Annotated in this window: 19 protein-coding genes; 12 read left to right on the forward strand and 7 right to left on the reverse strand. The window is 57.8% G+C overall.

Annotation, left to right across the window (positions count from 1 at the left end; translation table 11 throughout):
- Positions 1-292 precede the first annotated feature (292 nt).
- Positions 293-598, forward strand: coding sequence for a DUF2288 domain-containing protein (locus tag PMI22_RS09140; protein ID WP_007947267.1), 306 nt, complete (start codon positions 293-295; stop codon positions 596-598).
- Between the two features lie 309 nt (positions 599-907).
- Here PMI22_RS09140 and PMI22_RS09135 read toward each other — a convergent pair whose 3' ends face one another.
- Positions 908-3,103 (reverse strand): hypothetical protein, encoded by a 2,196-nt coding sequence (locus PMI22_RS09135; RefSeq protein ID WP_007947269.1) that lies wholly within the window; start codon positions 3,101-3,103, stop codon positions 908-910.
- Positions 3,104-3,299: 196 nt separating this feature from the next.
- On the opposite strand from PMI22_RS09135, the gene PMI22_RS09130 reads away from it, so the two are divergent.
- Positions 3,300-4,187, forward strand: coding sequence for an NAD(P)-dependent oxidoreductase (locus PMI22_RS09130; protein WP_007947270.1), 888 nt, complete (start codon positions 3,300-3,302; stop codon positions 4,185-4,187).
- A 3-nt stretch (positions 4,188-4,190) separates the two neighbouring features.
- On the opposite strand, the gene PMI22_RS09125 is transcribed toward PMI22_RS09130, so the two are convergent.
- Positions 4,191-4,556 carry a YkgJ family cysteine cluster protein gene (locus PMI22_RS09125; protein WP_007947272.1) on the reverse strand — a complete coding sequence of 122 codons (366 nt, stop codon included), beginning with the start codon at positions 4,554-4,556 and terminating at the stop codon, positions 4,191-4,193.
- Between the two features lie 292 nt (positions 4,557-4,848).
- Between PMI22_RS09125 and PMI22_RS09120 the strand changes: the two genes are divergently transcribed.
- Positions 4,849-6,198 (forward strand): spinster family MFS transporter, encoded by a 1,350-nt coding sequence (locus tag PMI22_RS09120; protein ID WP_007947273.1) that lies wholly within the window; start codon positions 4,849-4,851, stop codon positions 6,196-6,198.
- Between the two features lie 18 nt (positions 6,199-6,216).
- On the opposite strand, the gene PMI22_RS09115 is transcribed toward PMI22_RS09120, so the two are convergent.
- The 3 genes from PMI22_RS09115 to rapA all read right to left on the reverse strand — a co-directional run bounded on the left by PMI22_RS09115 (position 6,217) and on the right by rapA (position 10,768).
- Positions 6,217-6,639, reverse strand: coding sequence for a hypothetical protein (locus PMI22_RS09115; RefSeq protein ID WP_007947274.1), 423 nt, complete (start codon positions 6,637-6,639; stop codon positions 6,217-6,219).
- A 101-nt stretch (positions 6,640-6,740) separates the two neighbouring features.
- Positions 6,741-7,571: a lipid II-degrading bacteriocin gene (locus PMI22_RS29985; RefSeq protein WP_007947275.1), complete on the reverse strand. Its 831-nt coding sequence runs from the start codon at positions 7,569-7,571 to the stop codon at positions 6,741-6,743.
- 350 nt (positions 7,572-7,921) lie between these two features.
- Positions 7,922-10,768: an RNA polymerase-associated protein RapA gene (gene rapA / locus PMI22_RS09110; protein ID WP_007947276.1), complete on the reverse strand. Its 2,847-nt coding sequence runs from the start codon at positions 10,766-10,768 to the stop codon at positions 7,922-7,924.
- 216 nt (positions 10,769-10,984) lie between these two features.
- Between rapA and PMI22_RS09105 the strand changes: the two genes are divergently transcribed.
- The 3 genes from PMI22_RS09105 (at position 10,985) to ccoM (ending at position 11,818) form a co-directional block, all read left to right on the forward strand.
- A complete protein-coding gene (locus PMI22_RS09105) occupies positions 10,985-11,326 on the forward strand; it encodes a hypothetical protein (RefSeq protein ID WP_007947277.1) in 342 nt (113 codons plus the stop codon).
- A 72-nt stretch (positions 11,327-11,398) separates the two neighbouring features.
- Positions 11,399-11,560 carry a hypothetical protein gene (locus PMI22_RS31650; RefSeq protein ID WP_007935839.1) on the forward strand — a complete coding sequence of 54 codons (162 nt, stop codon included), beginning with the start codon at positions 11,399-11,401 and terminating at the stop codon, positions 11,558-11,560.
- 144 nt (positions 11,561-11,704) lie between these two features.
- On the forward strand, positions 11,705-11,818 hold the full coding sequence (gene ccoM, locus PMI22_RS32345) for a cytochrome c oxidase subunit CcoM (RefSeq protein WP_007947278.1): 114 nt from the start codon (positions 11,705-11,707) through the stop codon (positions 11,816-11,818).
- Positions 11,819-11,999: 181 nt separating this feature from the next.
- On the opposite strand, the gene PMI22_RS09095 is transcribed toward ccoM, so the two are convergent.
- Both PMI22_RS09095 and PMI22_RS0129555 read right to left on the reverse strand, forming a co-directional pair.
- Positions 12,000-13,475, reverse strand: coding sequence for an inorganic phosphate transporter (locus tag PMI22_RS09095; protein WP_033049464.1), 1,476 nt, complete (start codon positions 13,473-13,475; stop codon positions 12,000-12,002).
- A 377-nt stretch (positions 13,476-13,852) separates the two neighbouring features.
- Positions 13,853-14,053 (reverse strand): hypothetical protein, encoded by a 201-nt coding sequence (locus PMI22_RS0129555; protein WP_007935837.1) that lies wholly within the window; start codon positions 14,051-14,053, stop codon positions 13,853-13,855.
- Between the two features lie 682 nt (positions 14,054-14,735).
- On the opposite strand from PMI22_RS0129555, the gene pcaR reads away from it, so the two are divergent.
- The 6 genes from pcaR (at position 14,736) to pcaH (ending at position 20,932) form a co-directional block, all read left to right on the forward strand.
- On the forward strand, positions 14,736-15,578 hold the full coding sequence (pcaR, locus tag PMI22_RS09090) for a pca regulon transcriptional regulator PcaR (RefSeq protein WP_007947281.1): 843 nt from the start codon (positions 14,736-14,738) through the stop codon (positions 15,576-15,578).
- A gap of 153 nt (positions 15,579-15,731) precedes the next feature.
- A complete protein-coding gene (locus PMI22_RS09085) occupies positions 15,732-17,078 on the forward strand; it encodes an MFS transporter (RefSeq protein WP_007947282.1) in 1,347 nt (448 codons plus the stop codon).
- Positions 17,079-17,351: 273 nt separating this feature from the next.
- Positions 17,352-18,209, forward strand: a complete 858-nt coding sequence (locus PMI22_RS09080; protein WP_007947285.1) for a CoA transferase subunit A — start codon at positions 17,352-17,354, stop codon at positions 18,207-18,209.
- Positions 18,209-18,988 carry a CoA-transferase subunit beta gene (locus PMI22_RS09075; RefSeq protein WP_007947286.1) on the forward strand — a complete coding sequence of 260 codons (780 nt, stop codon included), beginning with the start codon at positions 18,209-18,211 and terminating at the stop codon, positions 18,986-18,988. The genes PMI22_RS09080 and PMI22_RS09075 overlap by 1 nt, the downstream gene beginning before the upstream one ends.
- Positions 18,985-20,190: a 3-oxoadipyl-CoA thiolase gene (pcaF, locus tag PMI22_RS09070; RefSeq protein ID WP_177323442.1), complete on the forward strand. Its 1,206-nt coding sequence runs from the start codon at positions 18,985-18,987 to the stop codon at positions 20,188-20,190. Before PMI22_RS09075 ends, pcaF begins: the two co-directional genes overlap by 4 nt.
- A 37-nt stretch (positions 20,191-20,227) precedes the next feature.
- On the forward strand, positions 20,228-20,932 hold the full coding sequence (gene pcaH / locus PMI22_RS09065; RefSeq protein ID WP_007947288.1) for a protocatechuate 3,4-dioxygenase subunit beta: 705 nt from the start codon (positions 20,228-20,230) through the stop codon (positions 20,930-20,932).
- Position 20,933: the final 1 nt, after the last annotated feature.

A 20,933-nucleotide genomic window follows, 5' to 3' on the forward strand; every position in this document is an offset into this window, starting at 1 on the left:
GGTCAGATATCTTCGATACCTTCCGGAAAATGCCCCCGGCAACTGTACCGGTACAGTGTAGAGCGCCAATTGTTAGCCTGGGAAGCTGGCGCAAGGGGGCAAAACCCGAGGGTGTCGCTTTTTTGAAAGAAAAAGACAGAATTGCAGTGGGATGTTAGCTGGCTAATTGCTTGATTCAGCAGCATTCCTTGGCTTTCCTGGGTTTTTCAATCGGTGACTCAATTGCATCCGGGTTTTGCTGACGGACCACCGACGTTATCATTCGCGTCGATTTCTTTTCCGGACAGGACCCATGACTCAAGAACCTAGCACCCTCTATGCCAAGCTGCTTGGTGAAACCGCATCTATTACCTGGAAAGAGCTGGAGCCGTTCTTCGCCAGGGGTGCCCTATTGTGGGTCGACCCGGGTCTGGATTTGATCGCCGCCGCCGAGGCCGTGGCCCAGGATGAAGGCGAGAAAGTCGCAGCCTGGCTGGCCGCCGATCAAGTCGCCAAGCTCTCTGAAACGCGGGCGCTGGATCTTTTTGAACGCGATCCAGAGCTGTGGGCCGTGGTGGTTTCACCGTGGATTCTGATCCAGGAAAGGGCGACGAGCTGAGTCGTTGCACTTTATTGGTGCGCCATGTTGGTGGCTAAAAGTGTGTAGGTGAGTAGCGTGATGGCATGTTGCCGTGGAGAAAGGCCACAGGCATGGCCAGCATCACGGTGACGTAAACGTAACGGGAACAGTTCAGTAAGCAGCCGATGGGCTGCTTAATTGTTTCCGGATGTTGGATTTGTGGCGGATTTGAGGCCCGCCATCGCGAGCAAGCCCGCTCCCACATTCGACCGCATTCCTTCGGGGGAACTCGGTTAAATGTGGGAGCGGGCTTGCTCGCGAAGGGGGCGACGCGGTGTTAAGCCGGTCTTATGCGGTCTTGCCAGTGTGGTTATTAAGCGAAATAACCTTGGTCTTGCCAATCCGGTGACGGTAGATCTCGCGCAGGTACTTGATCGCCTTCTTCACGCAATCACGTGACAGACGAATGTCGTTGATCGAGACAAACTTGTCTTTGTCATTGATCAACTCGCGGTACTTCTTCTCGTACATCGGTTTGATCGCGTACCAGTTGGTATCGAGGATCTTCGCCGGGTTCTCGAATTCATTGAGCAAGTCGTCGATCCGGCCTTCGTCGAACTCTTCATTAATAATGAAGTCGAGGATCGAGTTATCCAGCGTCTCGTCAAAGCGGTACGGGTTCTTCGCGAAGCAGCGTTTGATGAACGCCACGATCAGCGTCAGGAAGTCGTCCGACAGGCACGGGCTCTTGGCGATCAGAGTGGTCAGCGACAAGTTGGCCGATGCACCGATGACCAGCGCGTAACGCTTGAGCGTGGTGTTCGGGAACAGGCTGTTGAGGTGGGTCTTCAACCGGTTCAGGTCCATGTAGGACAACTTGTAGTCTTTGGGCAAAGACACAATCGACACCACCGACGAGCAGTTCTTGAAGAAATGCAGGTCGTGCAACGCCGCCGCGTCGTAACCGGAATTCTTGTACTGTTCCAGCGAGGCGCGATAGCGCTTGGACTCGATCGGCAGCAGGCTGATGCCTTCGATGGCCTGGGTCACTTTGTTGAAGTGCGGCAGGTCGATGGAGCGGAAGAACAAATCGTCGATGTTCAGGCGCTGTGGCTCTTTCTCGAAGACCTTGAACTTGTCGCTGCTGGGCGGCGGAGTTTCCGGTACCACGGATTCGGCGTAGGCAATCGCCACCGGGCCGGCGAGGCTCATGAACAGGTCGTTGGCGTCGAGGCGAATGGTTTCGCCGATGTCGATGCCGGCGCGGCGGAAATAGTTCTGGTCGTAGTCCGTCGTGACTGCTTGCGCTGTCAGGATGTTGAAGATCTGCTGCGAGATGTATTGGTTGGCGTGTTTTTCCATGGCATTGACGTCAATGTTCTGGATGTTGCCATCATCGCTTTCTTCGGCATAACGCATGATGTCGTTGGAGATCAGCATCATGGCGTTCCATGGGCGGATACGCCCCATGACGCTGGCTTCGCTGCTGTCTTCATTGGCGAAATTGTAGGAGAAGTCCCACTCTTCCGACAGGTATTTGCACAGCAGGCGGCCGGCGTTGATGTGCAGCGCCTCGGACATTTCGCTGCGGTGGTCGGAAATGTTCGGCAGTACGCAAATGCCGCTGGTGAAGATCGGCTCGAAGACGAAGGAATGACCGCTCTTGCTGTCGTGCTCGTCCATCGGCTTGGTGTCGAACGTTTTGTTCATGTACGAGTGCTGCTGGGCCAGGCCGAATTCCGAGGCCATGCCCGAACCGGTACCGCCGCCGGCGCTGAAAATCGAGAAATACAGGCGCGACTGGTTGGCCTTGATCCCGCAGCTGTCGATCAGGTACGAGTGAATCATCTTCCAGTCCGGACTGGAGAAACGCTGGGTGTCCTTGTTCAGGATGATCTTGGCCAGGTACTGACCGAGGATCGGCGCGTTACCGGCACCACCGGCGTGGACTTCCGACAAGTCCATGATTTTCATTTTGCTGTAGTCGCGCAGGAAGCCGCTTTTTTCGCCCTTGCGCGAGAAACGGATGCGACCGGCAATGTCTTTGTCCAGGTCACCGAGCATCACCAGCGGTTCCACCAGGAACACCGGTTTGGCGCCCTTGTTGGTACCCAGGCGCAGGTTGTTGCGAATCCATTGCGCCGGGCTGTAGCCCTTTTCCGCAAAACGTTTGTCCGGCGACAGACGGTCTTCGTTATTGAATTCGTTGAGGTAAAACTTGCGGGCGTTGTACACCAGCTCCGCAACATCCAGAGCGATGTTGGAGCCGCAGCGGCCCAGACCAATCAGGCACACCGACGGGAATTCCTGATCGCTGTGTTGTTCGCTGGCGCCTTCCAGATGGGGCGGGCGCGGGAACACCATGTCGCGCAGGCCGTCGAGGTTATCGAGGATGCGATCGGTATTGGTTTCAGTGAAATACAAGTATTGCTGAGTGGCCAGCGGGCGCGCCGGGGTCAATGGCTTCAACGGTGAGGGGCTGTTCGCCGCAGGGCTCAGCAGCAGATCGGAGACCGCAGGGGCCGGGTTATTTTTAGAAGTCATTGTGCGCCGTCTACCTGGACTTGTTGGTTGAGCGACAACTGTCGTCGAACCTTCACGGAATGGGGTCTCGCGTCTTTTTTTGCGCGTATTTGGCCCAAGTCTCAGGGACTCGCCTGAGCAGCAATGGGGGGAATCCTTTCCTTGGTCATGATGAATCGGCCAATATTCGGCGTTCTTTAATCAAAGGAGAGGCTAAATGATGTCAACGCTACCTTCGTTGGGATTCGCCGGGATCGGTCTGATGGGCCTGCCAATGTGTCGGCGCCTGTTGGCGGCGGGCTATCCGTTGACCGTGTGGAATCGTAATCCAGCCAAGTGCGCGCCGCTGGTTGAGGCTGGTGCCCGGCAAGTGGCAACCCCCGCTGAACTGTGTCAGCACGCCGACATCGTCATGCTGTGCCTGGCGGACACCACCGTGGTGCGTGAGGTGGTTTTTGGCCCGGCCGGGGTGGCAGTGGGGGCGAAAAGCGGTCAGTTGCTGGTGGACTTTTCCAGCCTGGAGCCCAGTGCTACACGAGAAATGGCCAAACAGTTGATCGACACCACCGCCATGGGTTGGCTGGATGCCCCGGTGTCTGGCGGTGTGGTCGGCGCCGAGTCCGGCAGCCTGGCGATCATGGTGGGTGGCGAGGCAGGGGACCTGCAGCGAGTGCGTCCGATATTGCTGGCCCTGGGGCAGCGTGTCACCCATATGGGCGGTGTCGGGGCAGGGCAGGTGACCAAGGCGTGTAATCAGATGATCGTGGCGTGTAATGCGCTGGTCATCGCCGAAGTGGTGGCGCTGGCCGAGTGTTCCGGGGTTGATACCCGATTGATCGCCGAGGCACTCGCCGGTGGTTTCGCCGATTCAAAACCGTTGCAGATCCTCGCTCCGCAAATGGCCAATAGCCAATTCGAACCGGTGAAATGGCATGTGCGCACGCTGCTCAAAGACCTCGACAGTGCCGTGAAATTTTCCCGCGAACAGGGTTCGGCCACGCCACTCAGTGGGTTGGCAGCACAGCTGATGCGGCTGCATGGAAGCCAGGGGTTCCTGGAAAAAGATCCGTCGACGTTAGTGCAGATGTACCGCGAGCCAGACTAAGCCTCAGGCGATTTGTTCGTAGGGGATTTCGAATTCCGGCTGCAAGGCTGGAAGGCCGAACGCTGCCCGGGCCGCGTCGCAATCCACATTCGCCTCGCCATTTTCCCAGGACGCTTCGAACTCACGGCAAGTGCTGGAACGTTCGTTGTAAATCGAGCATTTGACCTCACTGCCCACGTCCCCCACCAGGCCGATGCAGCGGGTGGGTTTGCAGTCGGTGCCGAGCATCGCTACCCGACTGGGGCTGATCGACGCAACCAGGTCGTCAGGCACCGTTCCCCCGGCCGAGGTGCATTCACCCCAGAAAAAAGACACACGGAAATGAGAACAGCAGGCACCGCAATTCAGGCATGGGCTGACATCGGACATGGGGCGTTTTTCTAAGGATGAGTGGGCGCGCGGGGGAGCGGACAGGGTCGCTATTCTAGGCTTCGCTACGGGCTTTGGAAGGGGGGGCGAAAGGTATTTTTCAATGACGGGTGGCTCCGTGAAAATACGGCCTGATACCCGTGAATCCTGGGCCTGGCGATCAGCAAGGCTGCTTGGATGCCATGAACTGATATCAGCCTTACAAATAATGACAGACAGTGTTGGCAGGCCTGTCTAGATTGACGGTTCCGGGGACAGTGAGACCCCAATAACAAGAAAAAGAGACGGACCCATGCAGAACTCGACCCAAGCGGCGAATGCCTGGCGCATTCTGTTCCTGTTGTTTCTGGCCAACCTGTTCAACTTCTTCGATCGTACCATCCCCGCCATCATCATCGAGCCGATCCGCATGGAATGGCACCTCAGTGACTTTCAGCTGGGGATCGTCGGCACCGCTTTCACCCTCGTTTATGCCATAGCCGGCCTGCCTCTGGGGCGGATGGCCGATACCGGTTCGCGCAGCAAATTGATGGGTTGGGGCCTGGCGGTATGGAGCGGGCTGACGGCGGTCAATGGGCTGGTGGGCAGCTTCTGGAGTTTCCTGATCGTGCGCATGGGCGTCGGTATCGGTGAAGCCAGTTATGCACCCGCCGCCAACTCGCTGATCGGCGATTTGTTTCCGGCACATCGCCGGGCGCGGGCGATGGGCATCTTTATGCTGGGTCTGCCCTTGGGATTGCTGCTGGCTTTCTTTACCATCGGCGCAATGGTCAAGGCGTTCGACAGCTGGCGTGCACCGTTCTTTATCGCGGCGGTGCCGGGGTTGATCCTGGCGATCTTCATGTTCTTCATCAAGGAGCCGAAACGCGGCGCAGCAGAAACGGTGCAGGTGTCCCAGGAACGCATAGACCGGCCGATCCGTCGGGTGCTGGCAGTACCGACTTTCCTGTGGCTGGTGATGGCGGGTCTGTGTTTCAACTTTGCGACCTACGCCTGCAATTCATTCCTGGTGCCGATGCTGCAGCGCTACTTTCTGATGCCATTGCAGGAGGCTGCAGTGGCCACGGGTGTGATCGTCGGCGTCACCGGCCTGTTCGGTCTGACGCTCGGTGGCTTGGTCGCGGACAAGATTCACCAGCGGGTGGCCAACGGGCGGCTGTTGTTCGCAGCGTTCAGCCTGATTATCTCGACCCTGTGCACGGCGTGGGCGCTGCATGCCGGGCGAATCGAGATCGGCGTGTTTGTGGCGGTCTTCAGTGTGGGCTGGTTATTTGCCTATAACTTCTACACCTGCGTCTACACCGCGATTCAGGACGTGGTCGAGCCACGCTTGCGGGCCACGGCGATGGCGCTGTTCTTTGCCGGGCTGTATTTGCTGGGCGGAGGTTTGGGGCCAGTGGTGGTGGGCGGTTTGTCCGACCACTTTGCGCACACGGCGATGCTGGCGGCCGGTGCCGAGCAGATGACCGAGGCATTCAAGGCGGTCGGCCTGCATGACGCCATGTACCTGATCCCTGTGGCGTTGTTCTTAACCATGGTGTTTCTGTTTATTGCATCGCAGTGCTTTGTGCGGGATGCGAAGCGGATGAAGGAAGGGTTGGTGGCGGTGGTTGAGCCGGGAGTTGCTGTGGCGACTGCCTAAAGATGTTCAAGGGAGTTTTCACTTTTGGTTTTTGTCTGCTACCCGCTTAGGGGTGGCAGACATTATCAGGCCAATCACGCCCAAAAAAAGAATGACCCCGATGATACTGTTTAATGTCTCTAGCACAAATAAACCAATCACGAGTATTCCTAGAAGTGAGGAAAGTAATAGGGCGGAATGTGTAATAAAAAAAATAAGTAGTCTTACAGGAAATGATTTGGATTTTGTAAAAAACGATAAAAAAATGCCTGCGCTCGAAAGTATGATGGCTGGAATGCCTATGGATATCAGTGCTATCGTCGACAGTAATACAACGGATAGGCCAGAGGTGTCGGAAAGATCTTTTGAGTTTGGAGGGAGCTGGATTGCTGCATGAAACAAGGAAAACCAGGCGGCAATGAATAGTACAAATGAAGTTAGTAGTCGTTGGTATGGACGCATGGAGTGTTGCTCCTGTTATATGGATTGGTCGCCGTTGTGTGCGCGACCAATTTTACTTCTAAGAATAACATCCCAGATTGTAATGTGTTCTTGATAGGGGGTTAGCGTTCTATTGTGATCACATTCGTCCCCTTAATGGCTATTTGGTAGGGTTGGGCGTTTAAGTATTTTTCAACGGCGGCAAGAACGCGGGTGGCACTTTCACCTATTGCACTGCGAAAATCGCTTGGGTTAGCGTCGTAGATGTCATTGTAAGATCGAGCGCCTCCATTGAAGGACAATTTGCCGCTTTCATGTTTCATGATTGTGCCTTCAATTTTTAAAGTGATATTGCCAAGCCACATCTCGGTGAGAAAAGAGTTTGAGCCGGTATTGTACGGTACCTTATCTAGAACAATTGCTGTTTGCCCCGTCGGAGCATTGATGAGCGCCGATTCCAGCATTGGTATCGTTGTGCTAGAGAGTTTCAAACCCAAACTGTTGATATTCGTTTCAGCAGTAGCTCCTTTTCCAAAAAGGAAATGGCCAAAGGCGGCAAATACAGTTAATAGCCCTCCAGACAATCCTTTGGACTCCGGAACAGATCCTGCTTTGAAGTTTTTAGTTGCGTAATGTAGTGCTTGTGCGGGCGATATGTTCGGATTCAAGCAGATATAGTTATCGGCAAATGGAATGGTTTGCATGTCCCGCATTATGGATTGAACTATGCTGGTAGCAATTCCGTTTTTAATATATGGCTTTTGTTCGTCAGTGATCTTTATGATCATTTCGCGCCACATGCCTTGGCTGTAGTAAGCGTTGCGTTCCTGTTGTTGCGCGGTGAAAACCAGTGCAGGGTTTGGCGATGGCCAACTGACTCCTCGTGTTGATGAGGAATATCCTGGTGCAAAAGCTGTAATGTCGAGGGGAGGGAGAGTTAATCCATTACTCATTGTAAAATCCTAAAATATTTTGTGGTTGTCAGTAGCGGATGCTACGTGTATCGCTGTGCTTGGTGCGGTGGTCTGTATTTTTATACTAGAGTGTTAATAGTCGGAATGGGTCTGAGAGTTGAGTAGGAAAGTTCGTTTTGAGCGCGGGGAGGGGCGACGTTAAATGTGTTTATTTGCTGTTCTATGGCTTTAACGAATTCTCCTATTCGGTTGTCAGAAATGTCCTGCGCAATTATTAGAAAGCTCCGCTTGGAAGTTTGAAATCTTGAACTGACAGAACCAAAAATTCGTCCAATAAAAAAGCCCGCATCGCTGCGGGCCTTTTTTATTGACGCAGTAGATGCGGAAGATTAACCCGCCACCAACACTCGAATCGCTTCCAGTCGCAGCGCAGCCTTTTCAAGCATGGCCAAGCCTTGCTCGCGTTGTTTGCGCAGGGCAACCAGTTCGCTATCGCGCACGGTCGGGTTGACGGCTTGCAACGCTGTCAGGCGAGCCAGTTCTTCGTCGGTGTCAGCTGCCAGACGACGCTGCGCTTCGGCAACACGCTCGGCATGACGCGGGAAGATCTTGTCTTCGCCGGCGTTGATCCGTGGCGTCAACTGATCACGCTGAGCCTGGATGAACTTGTTGGCGCTGGCACGCGGTACGCTTTCCAGCTGATCGTTCAAGGTCTCGAACGACACGCGGGCCGAGAGGTCGTTGCCGTTGGTGTCGAGCAGGCAGCGCAGGGCAGCCGGTGGCAGGTAACGGCCCAGTTGCAGCGAGCGCGGTGCAACCACTTCGCTGACGTAGAGCAGTTCCAGCAATACGGTGCCAGGTTTGAGCGCCTTGTTTTTGATCAGCGCCACGGCGGTGTTGCCCATCGAGCCGGACAGGACCAGGTCCATGCCGCCCTGAACCATCGGGTGCTCCCAGGTGATGAACTGCATGTCTTCACGAGACAGCGCCTGGTTGCGGTCGTAAGTGATTGTCACGCCTTCGTCGTCGCCCAGCGGGAAGCTGGCGTCGAGCATTTTTTCGCTCGGTTTGAGGATCAGCGCATTTTCCGAATGGTCTTCGCTGTCGATGCCGAACGCGTCGAACAGGGTTTCCATGTAGATCGGCAGGGTGAACTGATCGTCTTGCTCAAGAATGTCTTCAACCAGTGCGTCGCCTTCACCGGCACCGCCGGAATTGAGCTCCAGCAAGCGGTCACGGCCGGTGTGCAAGTCGGCTTCCAGTCGCTCACGCTCGGTGCGGGCTTCGTCGATCAGCGCTTGCCACTCGCTGTCGTCGGCCTCTTCCAGCAGCGGCAGCAGGCGCGGGCCGAACTGATGCTGCAAGGCGTTGCCGGTCGGGCAGGTGTTGAGGAACGCGTTCAGCGCCTCGTGATACCACTGGAACAGGCGCTCTTGCGGGCTGGTTTCCAGATAAGGCACATGCAATTCGATGGTGTGCTTCTGGCCGATCCGGTCCAGACGACCGATACGCTGCTCCAGCAGATCCGGGTGCGCAGGCAGATCGAACAATACCAAGTGGTGCGAGAACTGGAAGTTGCGACCCTCACTGCCGATTTCCGAGCAGATCAGCACTTGTGCACCGAATTCTTCATCGGCGAAATAAGCGGCGGCGCGGTCACGTTCGAGGATGTTCATGCCTTCGTGGAACACCGTGGCCGGAATCCCGGAACGTACGCGCAGGGCGTCTTCCAGGTCCATGGCAGTTTCGGCGTGCGCGCAGATCACCAGCACCTTGGTGCGCTTGAGCATCTTCAGGGTATCGATCAGCCACTCGACGCGCGGGTCAAACTTCCACCAGCGCTCTTCTTCGTTGGCGTCCGGCTGGGCCTGGAAGCTGACTTCCGGGTACAACTCGGCGTGATCGCCCAGTGGCAGTTCGAGGTATTGGTCAGGGCAGGGCAGCGGGTACGGGTGCAGTTTGCGCTCCGGGAAACCCTGCACGGCGGCGCGAGTGTTACGGAACAGCACGCGGCCGGTGCCGTGGCGATCCAGCAGTTCGCGCACGAGGCGGGCGCTGGCTTCGGTGTCGCCATCGTTCACGGCGGCCAGCAGCGCTTCGCCTTCGTTGCCGAGGAAGCCGTGAATGGTCTTGTGTGCTTCAGGCGACAGGCGCCCCTTGTCCAGCAACTCCTGAACGGCTTCGGCCACCGGGCGATAGTTTTCGCTCTCGGCGCGGAAGGCGGCCAAGTCATGGAAACGGTTCGGGTCGAGCAGGCGCAGACGGGCGAAGTGGCTGTCCTGACCCAGTTGCTCCGGGGTCGCGGTCAGCAACAGCACGCCGGGGATGGTCTCAGCGAGCTGCTCGACCAGGGTGTATTCCGGGCTGGCGTTGTCTTCATGCCACACCAGGTGGTGAGCTTCGTCGACGACCATCAAGTCCCAGCCGGCGGCGAACAGCGCATCCTGAGCCTTTTCGTCTTCCACCAGCCACTCCAGAGCAACCAGCGCAAGCTGGGTGTCTTCGAACGGGTTGGTGGCATCGCTTTCGATGAAGCGTTCTTCGTCGAACAGCGCGACTTGCAGGTTGAAGCGGCGGCGCATCTCGACCAGCCACTGGTGCTGCAGGTTCTCGGGAACCAGGATCAGCACGCGGTTGGCGCGGCCCGAAAGCAGTTGGCGATGGATCACCAGACCGGCTTCGATGGTTTTACCCAGGCCTACTTCGTCGGCCAGCAGAACACGCGGCGCAATGCGGTCGGCGACTTCACGGGCGATATGCAATTGGTGCGCGATCGGTTGCGCACGTACGCCACCCAGGCCCCAAAGGGCGGACTGCAATTGGCGGCTGGTGTGTTCCAGGGTGTTGTAACGCAGGGAGAACCAGGGCAGCGGGTCGATCTGCCCGGCGAACAAACGGTCACTGGCCAGACGGAACTGAATGAAGTTCGACAGCTGGGTTTCCGGCAGGGTCACCCCTTCGTTCTGCGCGTTGAGGCCGTGGTAAACCAGCAGGCCATCGACGTCGTCGACTTCCTGAACCGTCAGTTTCCAGCCTTCAAAGTGAGTGATCGAGTCACCGGGCGAAAACCGCACGCGGGTGAGAGGCGCATTCCTTAGCGCGTACTGGCGAGTTTCGCCAGTGGCCGGATAGAGCACGGTCAACAAGCGGCCGTCCTGTGCCAGAACGGTGCCTAAACCCAGCTCGGCTTCGCTGTCACTGATCCAGCGTTGCCCCGGTTGATACTGCTGCGCCATGCTGCCTGACTCCCACCTTGAAAAAGCGGGCTATCTTAACGGAATGAGACCTCGAGGGCCAAAGGACTCTCATAAAAACTCGCAGTCTTACGTTAGCCCAACGAAACCTTGCCCGCAGGCCAGGCCACCCATTCGTGCCAAACAGGTCACAGTTTGCGACCGATGGCTCAAGTCGCCATCCTCGCAGCCGACAGCCTGCTGACAGGAGACTGAATTATGCTGCCACCGATGCTCCCCTTGAGTGCCGTGCCGATCACCTCACAGCAGGACCCGATTCGCCCGCGCCCGGAGATTGCGCCGGTGGCGCCGGTGCAGGAAAGCTCCAGCGAAAGCACGATCGACCTGCAGCAGCGCGATCCCGAGGAAGCGGCTTTTCAGTTGCGCGAGGAACAGCGTCGCAAGCAGGAGCGAGAGCGTCGCCGTCGCGAGGCCGATGATGACCCGGAGGCACACCTGGCGATTCCCGGTGACGAACTGAATGCCGATAACACGGTGCCGGTGGCGCCGTTGATGGAGGATGAGCCGCGGCAGGGCCTGTGGGTCGATATTCAGATTTGAGGTTGCGGCTGGTCAGCGCGGTCGTCAGACCGCATTATTGCAATAACCCTGTCAAACGATGCACAGAGCACCATGAGCCAAGACGATAAGCTGATAGATCTCAATTCGGAACGCGCCAAGCGGGTTCACGACCTCAATGAAAAACGTCTGAACGAAGTTCGTCAGGCGTTCGAGCAGGCGATGCCATTGGGTAAAGCCAAGAAGAAGCCGAAGAACAAGCCGAAAAAGCGTTGAAGTACCCTGCATCTTTTGATGCAGGTCAGTTATTTCCCCTCGTTTACGTCCGGTCTCGGGCGACATTGATCCAGGTCAATTTTCTTCTGCGACTGTTTGGTTAACTTAGCCCTATCGCAACAGAACAAGTCCTGGAGGCCAGTCATGTTTTTCGACAACGTGGTGTTCGCCGGAGTGCTGACTGTCAGCCTCATGGTTTTGTTTTTCGCAGGATTAGGCGTTTTTATCTGGAAAGATTCGCACAAGCGCAAATCGTAGTTCTTTCCGGATGTAATGAGCACGCAAGGCATTTTGGGCAACTTATGGTTGCCCTTTTTTTGTGCCTGCGATTTCGATCTGGCAATACAAAACCCTGTGGGAGCTTTGGTGTCTGGAAGTTAGTAAGCACAAAAAAGGCGCGAACCTCTCGGATCGCGCCTTTTTATTTAGCAGCGAGATATCAGCTACCCAATGCCTTTGATGCCAGCCAGAACAGGCCGGCCGACAGGGCCACCGTCGCAGGCAGGGTCAGGACCCAAGCCAGCAGGATGGTTTTCACCGTGCCGCCTTGCAGACCGCTTTTGTTCGCGACCATGGTGCCGGCCACGCCCGAAGACAGCACATGAGTGGTGGACACCGGCAGGCTGAAGATGTTGGCCAGGCCGATCATGCACGCGGTGGTAATCTGCGCCGACATGCCTTGGGCGTAAGTCATGCCTTGCTTGCCGATCTTCTCGCCGATGGTCAGTACCACGCGTTTCCAGCCGACCATGGTGCCCAGGCCCAGCGCCAGTGCCACCGCCAGAATCACCCAGAACGGAGCGTATTCGGTGGTGGTGGTCAGGTCTTTGCGCAGTTTGTCCAGGTCAGCCTTTTCACGGGCATTGAGGGTAGGCAACTTGGCGACTTTCTTTGCCGTGTCATCCAGGCAGAGCAGATAACGACGCACTTCGATGCGGCTTTCCGACGACAACGAGTGATAGTCCGATACACCTTTAAGGGTGCCAAGCAGGGCGGTGATGGTCGGTTCGGTCTGTTGCGGGTTGCAACGGAATTTCTCCGGCAGATCGCCTTCTATGCTTTTGCCCAGCGCCAGGTATTCACCCAGGGTGTCGGCGTTGCGCTTGTAGAACTGGCTCAAGTGCAGGGTCGCATCACGAGTCCGTTCGATCTGGTAAGTCGTGCTGCCCAGGTCGAGTACGAACTGCGCCGGCACGATACCGATCAGCACCAGCATGATCAGGCCGATACCTTTCTGGCCATCGTTGGAACCGTGCACGAAGCTAACGGCCATGGCCGAGATCACCAGGACCAGACGGTTCCAGAACGGTGGGTGCTTCTTGTCATCGAGCTTGCGGCGCTGGTCCGGTGTCTTGTGCATCTTGGACAGTGGGCGCCACCATTTAAGGCCGATCAACACCAGTGCCGCGACAGCGAAGCCGGCCATTGGCGAGAACACCAGGGAGGCGCCGATATCGATCGCCTTCTGCCAGTTCACGCCATCGGCCAACGGAATGCCGTTGATCAACGCGTTGGCCAGGCCAACACCGAGGATCGAACCGATCAGGGTATGGGAGCTGGACGCCGGGATACCGAAGTACCAGGTGCCCAGGTTCCAGGTGATGGCAGCAGCAAGCAGCGAGAACACCATGGCCAGTCCGTGACCGGTGTTCACATTGATCAGCAGTTCTACCGGCAGCAGGTGGACGATGGCGTACGCCACGCCTACACCGCCCAGCAGCACGCCGAGGAAGTTGAACACACCGGAAAAGAACACCGCCAGATGAGGCGGCATGGCTTTGGTGTAGATAACAGTAGCCACCGCGTTTGCGGTGTCATGAAAGCCGTTGATGAACTCGAAGGCGAGGACAAAGGCCAGGGCGAGCAAGAGGCTCACAAGCACCCAAGCATCAAGTCCGCTGAATAAATCGATCATGAAGGTTTTCTGACCCGGTCGTAAGGGGGCGCGATTATGCCAGAAAAGACCGCTAATCAATGCACTTGCTGCTCATCGGTTACATTCTTCAACGAATTAGTTTGTGGCATCAGCCTATCTCCCAGCGTTTTGCCGGGTTTTGCAAGTCTTTGAAATTATGGGGGAATGCCGCAGCCACAAGGGTTTCTCTCGTGAAGTCGAGAGGTTTAAACGCCCGTGGGAAATTTCTGAGAGGAGGGTCAGAAACAAGCCATTTACCTCATCCGATGGGTGAGGTGGCCGCTGCCCGCTTGTAGCGGGCGCGAAAGGCTTCATCGATGCAGCCCGCTTTTAACGGGAGCAGACGCAGACCTCTGAAAGGAGTTGTGCCGAGTCGGTCAAGGCTCTTCGGCTTTGAGTTCCTTTTCCATCTTCTGCAATTCCTGAGTGAACGCCTGATCCTGAACGGTGGCGCGTTTACGCCAGGGTTTGCGTTCCGGCTCGGGCTGAGCGGCGTAGGTGGTGACTTCCCCGCCGTAAACTTCCTTGTAACGTTGTTCCTGGCGCTCAAGTTCCGCGCGCAGTTCGTCTTTCGTCACAGTGCTACCTGTATGAGTTGAGATTAATTCTGGTGAAACGCGCTGCATTGAATCTATTGACCACACTCGCGGAAAGGACAATGCCAAAAGCATCGTTTTACGGCATGCGAACAATACTTCCATGTTGCAGGCGGCCACGGCACCAGAGAAAAACAGCTGACGTAGCATCAGTTACCTGTTTCAGCGCGGGCGTTGGCGGAGCATATGAATGAGCGCCAAGCGCTTGCTGTGGGCAGCAACGGTAGAATACCGGGCCGTCCGGTGGCGCAACCGGTACATAAAAACCGGGTTGCCACTGAGGTGTATTATAGCGGTCGATTCGAAGAACACTATCATTTGAGAGTTAAAAGTTGTTCTTCGTGTGTGATGGTTTTGTTACTCGCAACTTTCAACGTTAATAAGGGGGTGGCGATGATGTCACTTTGCAGTGATGTCTTTCTGGCGCCATGAAGTCGATAAGTTAGGCCGAAGACATGACTTTTCAAGTCCGTGATCGAACACGGTTAAAACCGTTTAGTGTTCGGTGCGAAAACCAGCGGCGAGCAGCTTGGGCGGTGAGGGGTACGGGTTGCGATTATCGCCCTGTGGTTCGATAATCGCCCGATCTCGGCAGTCCCTGTCTTGTGTGCTGAAGCGGGGGCCGCGTGTAATAACCGCTGATCCGCCTCGGAAAGGACCTGTCATGAACGATCAAATGCGCAACTCTTTCACTTCAGTCGCGCCGCCGATTGTCGCCTCACCCGCCAAGCGAATTCAGGCCCTGACCGGCGACCCCGATTTCATGACCTCCCTGGCTCGCGGCCTGGCGGTAGTGCAAGCGTTTCAAGAGCGCAAGCGGCATCTGACCATTGCCCAGATCAGTCATCGTACGGAAATTCCCCGTGCAGCGGTGCGACGTTGCCTGCATACCTTGATCAAACTCGGCTACGCCACCACCGACGGTCGTACCTATTCGCTGCTGCCCAAAGTGTTGACCCTGGGCCATGCCTACGTGTCGTCGACACCTCTGGCGGTGTCGGCCCAGCCGTATCTGGACCGCATGAGTGAGCAACTTCATGAGGCGTGCAACATGGCCACGCTGGAAGGTGACGACATTTTATACATCGCGCGTTCGGCAACGACCCAGCGGCTGATTTCGGTCGACCTTTCAGTGGGCGGCCGTTTGCCCGCCTATTGCACTTCAATGGGTCGGATACTACTCGCCGCGCTGGATGACACCTCGCTGCGTGAATACCTCGATCATGCAGAGCTGCAAGCCAAGACCAGCCGCACCCTGCACACGCCCGAGGCGTTGCTCGAATGCCTGCAAGAAGTGCGGCAACAAGGCTGGTGCATCGTTGATCAGGAACTGGAACAGGGTCTGCGTTCGATTGCCGTGCCGGTGTACGACGCTTCTGGCCAGGTGGTGGCCGCCTTGAACGTCAGCACCCACGCCGGCCGTGTCAGTCGCAATGAGCTGGAGCAGCGATTCCTGCCGGGACTGCTCAGCGCCAGCCGCGACCTCAGCGCGCAGCTCTTCGCCTAAGGCGCCGTTCCAGGTTCTCCGCCTAAGATGTTCGATAAACGCACAGACTCGCGTTTATCGAATTGACGGTCTTTCCCCCGGATCATTACTGTCGCGGCAGTGCCGGCCCTGGCTGGCACTTGTCCGATAGTGTTTTTGTGTGGAATAAAAATAATGAACCAGCCCCAGTCTTCTGTAGGTAACTGCCTCGACGTGCAGTCCTTCATCAATGCTCAGCCCATTTCGCGCTATCAGTGGCGAGTGGTGATCCTGTGTTTCCTGATTGTCTTCCTTGATGGCCTCGATACGGCGGCCATGGGCTTTATTGCGCCTGCGTTGTCGCAGGATTGGGGCATCGACCGCGCCAGTCTCGGCCCGGTCATGAGTGCTGCGTTGATCGGCATGGTCTTCGGTGCGCTGGGTTCCGGCCCATTGGCGGACCGTTTCGGGCGAAAAGTCGTGCTGGTCGGCGCGGTGTTGGTGTTTGGCGCCTTCAGTCTGGCATCGGCCTACAGCACCAATGTCGATCAATTGCTGGTACTGCGTTTTCTCACCGGTCTGGGTCTAGGCGCGGGTATGCCGAACGCCACGACTTTGCTGTCGGAATACACCCCGGAACGCAAAAAGTCCCTGCTGGTGACCAGCATGTTCTGCGGCTTCAACCTCGGGATGGCCGGCGGCGGGTTTATCTCGGCCAAGCTGATCCCAGCGTTCGGCTGGCACAGCCTGTTGCTGATCGGCGGGATCCTGCCGCTGATCCTCACCGTGGTTCTGCTGTTTTGGCTGCCGGAATCGGCGCGCTATCTGGTCGTCCGTAACCGGGGCACCGACAAAGTGCGCAAGACGCTGGCCCCCATCGACCCGAGCGTTGTCGCGCAGGCTTCGAGCTTCAGCGTGCCAGAACAGAAAACCGTGAAAGCTCGCAACGTGCTCGCAGTGATCTTCTCGGGCACTTACAGCACCGGCACATTATTGCTGTGGCTGACCTACTTCATGGGGCTGGTGATTGTGTACCTGCTAACCAGTTGGCTGCCGACGTTGATGCGTGACAGCGGCGCGAGCATGGAGCAGGCCGCATTCATTGGCGCACTGTTCCAGTTTGGCGGTGTGCTGAGTGCGGTGGGCGTAGGTTGGGCGATGGACCGGTTCAATCCGCACAAGGTCATCGGCATTTTCTACCTGCTGGCCGGGGTGTTTGCCTACGCGGTAGGGCAGAGCCTGGGCAACATCACGCTATTGGCGACGTTGGTGCTGGTGGCAGGCATGTGCGTCAACGGGGCGCAATCGGCGATGCCATCGCTGGCGGCGCGGTTTTACCCGACGCAAGGGCGGGCGACCGGTGTGTCGTGGATGCTCGGGATTGGCCGTTTCGGCGCGATTCTCGGTGCGTGGATGGGCGCGACATTGCTGGGGCTGGGCTGGAATTTCGAGCAGGTGCTGACGGCGCTGGTGATTCCGGCGGCGCTGGCGACCACGGCGGTGGTGATCAAGGGCATGGTCAGTCATGCGGATGCGACCTGATAGCCTGATTTGATCGTACCCACGCTCCGCGTGGGAATGCCTCAATGGACGCTCTGCGTCCGCTTTGGGACGCGGAGCGTCCCTGTCTGCATTCCCACGCAGAGCGTGGGAACGATCATCGATAGGCAGACAACAATATGTTCGATAAACGAACACATAGTCGATTATCGGATTGTTTGGTGTTTTTCAGAGGCTTAATCTTTAGGCACTCCGGCGCGCGCATCGCGCCTTTTTCTTCCACTGTCGGTTCATAACAAAACGGGAGCCTGCCCCATGGCTGAAATCCTTTCGCTGCACGACGCGGTGAAGCAATTCGTAAACGACGGCGATACCGTCGCACTCGAAGGCTTTACCCATCTGATTCCTACGGCGGCGGGTCATGAAATCATTCGTCAGGGCAAGAAAGACCTGACGCTGGTACGCATGACCCCGGACCTGATCTACGACCAGTTGATCGGCGCCGGTTGTGCTCGCAAGTTGATTTTCTCCTGGGGCGGCAACCCGGGTGTCGGTTCGCTACACCGTCTGCGTGATGCCGTCGAAAAGCAGTGGCCGCACGCGCTGGAGATCGAGGAGCACAGCCACGCCGACCTGGCCAATGCCTACGTCGCTGGTGCCTCCGGCCTGCCGTTCGCGGTGTTGCGTGCCTACGCCGGTTCCGACCTGCCGAAGGTCAACCCGTTGATCAAAACCGTCACCTGCCCGTTTACCGGTGAAGTGTTGGCCGCCGTGCCTTCGGTGCGACCGGACATCACCGTGATTCACGCCCAAAAAGCCGACCGCAAAGGCAACGTGCTGCTCTGGGGCATTCTCGGCGTACAAAAAGAAGCGGCACTGGCCGCCAAGCGCTGCATCGTTACCGTCGAGGAAATCGTCGACGACCTCAATGCCCCGATGAACTCCTGTGTTCTGCCGACCTGGGCGTTGAGCGCGGTCTGCCACGTCCCTGGCGGTGCGCATCCGTCCTACGCTCACGGTTACAACGAGCGTGATAACCGTTTCTACCAAGCCTGGGACCCGATTGCCCGCGACCGTGAAACCTTCACCGCGTGGATCAACGAATACATCCACGGCTGCGCTGACTTCAGCGAGTTCCAGGCCAAGCTGGCCGCTGCTTCGGAGGCCAAGTAATGACTTACACCACCAATGAAATGATGACCGTTGCCGCCGCTCGCCGTTTGAAGAACGGTTCTGTGTGCTTCGTCGGCATCGGCTTGCCATCGAAAGCGGCCAACCTGGCGCGTCTTACTTCCTCGCCTGATGTAGTCCTGATCTACGAATCGGGTCCGATTGGCGCCAAGCCAAGCGTACTGCCGCTGTCGATCGGTGACGGTGAGCTGGCGGAAACCGCTGACACCGTAGTCCCGACCGGTGAGATTTTTCGCTATTGGTTGCAGGGCGGGCGCATTGACGTCGGTTTCCTCGGTGCCGCGCAAGTCGACCGTTTCGGCAACATCAACACCACCGTCGTCGGCGACTACCATGCGCCGAAGGTTCGTCTGCCGGGTGCCGGTGGCGCACCGGAGATTGCCGGTTCGGCCAAAAGTGTCCTGATTATCCTCAAGCAGTCGGCGCGCTCGTTTGTCGATAAACTCGACTTCATTACTTCGGTTGGCCATGGCGAGGGTGGTGATTCGCGCAAGCGTCTCGGTCTGCCGGGCGCTGGTCCGGTGGGCATCATTACCGACCTGTGCATCATGGAACCGGAAGCCGGCACCCATGAATTTGTGGTTACCGCATTGCACCCAGGTGTGACCCGCGAGCAAGTGGTCGCCGCCACCGGTTGGGCGATTCGCTTCGCTGACACGGTTGAAAACACGGCTGAGCCGACTGAAGTCGAACTCACGGCTCTCAGGGATCTGGAAGCCCGCACCGCTGCCGCCCACGGCCAAGCACCCGGAGAAGCCTGATGCGTGACGTTTATATCTGCGACGCCATTCGCACGCCTATCGGCCGTTTCGGCGGCGGTCTGTCGGCGGTTCGCGCTGACGATCTGGCCGCCGTGCCGCTCAAGGCGCTGATGGCGCGCAATCCGTCGGTGGACTGGAATGCGGTAGACGAGGTGTTCTTCGGCTGCGCCAACCAGGCTGGCGAAGACAACCGTAACGTCGCACGCATGGCGCTGCTGCTGGCCGGACTGCCGGAAGCCATTCCGGGCGTCACGCTCAATCGCCTCTGCGCCTCGGGCATGGATGCTATCGGCACCGCGTTCCGCGCCATCGCCAGCGGCGAAATGGAGCTGACGATTGCCGGTGGTGTCGAGTCGATGTCCCGCGCCCCGTTCGTGATGGGCAAAGCCGACGCAGCGTTCTCGCGCAACATGAAGCTGGAAGACACCACGATCGGCTGGCGCTTCATCAACCCGTTGATGAAAGCGCAATATGGCGTGGATGCCATGCCGCAGACCGCCGACAACGTGGCTGACGATTACGAAGTGTCCCGTGAAGACCAGGATGCTTTCGCTTTGCGTAGCCAGCAGCGCACAGCTGCCGCGCAAGCTGCAGGATATTTCGCTGAAGAAATCGTAGAAGTACGGATTGCCCACAAGAAGGGTGAAACGGTGGTCACGCAGGACGAACATCCGCGCGCCGACACCACCCTGGAAATGTTGGCCAAACTCAAGCCGGTCAACGGCCCCGACAAAACCGTCACCGCCGGCAACGCTTCAGGCGTGAACGATGGTGCGGCGGCATTGATTCTGGCGTCCGCCGAGGCGGTGAAGAAACACGGACTGACCGCACGCGCTAAAGTGCTGGGTATGGCGAGCGCCGGCGTTGCGCCTCGGGTGATGGGCATTGGCCCGGTCCCGGCGGTGCGCAAACTGACCGAGCGTCTTGGATTGGCGGTCAGCGATTTCGATGTGATCGAACTCAACGAAGCCTTCGCCAGCCAAGGCCTGGCGGTGTTGCGTGAACTGGGGCTGGCGGACGACGCGGCTCAGGTCAACCCGAACGGCGGCGCCATTGCCTTGGGTCATCCGCTGGGCATGAGCGGTGCGCGTCTGGTGCTGACCGCATTGCATCAGCTGGAAAAGACCGGTGGCAAGAAAGGTCTGGCGACCATGTGCGTCGGCGTAGGCCAGGGTCTGGCGCTGGCGATCGAACGCGTCTGACACGTCGCGTCGACAAATAAGAACAGAGGAAAGCGAAATGACTGACAAGCCTGGTTACCGCCGCCCGCAGGCGGGCACTCAGCCCGATTACCTGCACCCGACATATCAATCCACCAACCTGCGCTCACCGTCCAAGCCGTTGGTGTTTTTGCCACACTCGCTGTCGGAAATCACCGGGCCGACCATTGGCGCTGATCGCGTCAATGAGAAGGACAACGACCTGACCGCTCAACACGAAGGTGAACCACAGGGCGAGCGCATCATCATTCACGGCCGCGTGCTGGATGAAAACGGTTTGCCGGTACCGGGAATTCTGGTGGAAATCTGGCAGGCCAACGCCGCCGGTCGCTACAACCACGCCCGTGACCTGCACGACGCGCCGCTGGACCCGAACTTCACCGGCACCGGCCGCACCGTGACCGACGCCGATGGCTGGTATCAGTTCCAGACCATCAAGCCAGGCGCCTACCCGTGGGGCAACCACCACAACGCGTGGCGCCCGGCGCACATCCATTTCTCACTGTTCGGGCCGAGCATTCTGACGCGCTTGGTCACGCAGATGTATTTCCCGGGCGACCCGCTGCTGGCGTACGACCCGATCTACAACTGCGTGCCCGATACCAGCGCCAAAGAGCGTTTGATCGCGACGTTTGATCTGGAAAAAACCATCCCTTCCTATGCCCTCGGTTATCGCTGGGACATCGTCTTGCGCGGCCGCGACGCCACGCCGATGGAGAAATAAG

Origin of the sequence: Pseudomonas sp. GM21 (assembly GCF_000282215.1) — a bacterium.
GTDB lineage: Bacteria > Pseudomonadota > Gammaproteobacteria > Pseudomonadales > Pseudomonadaceae > Aquipseudomonas.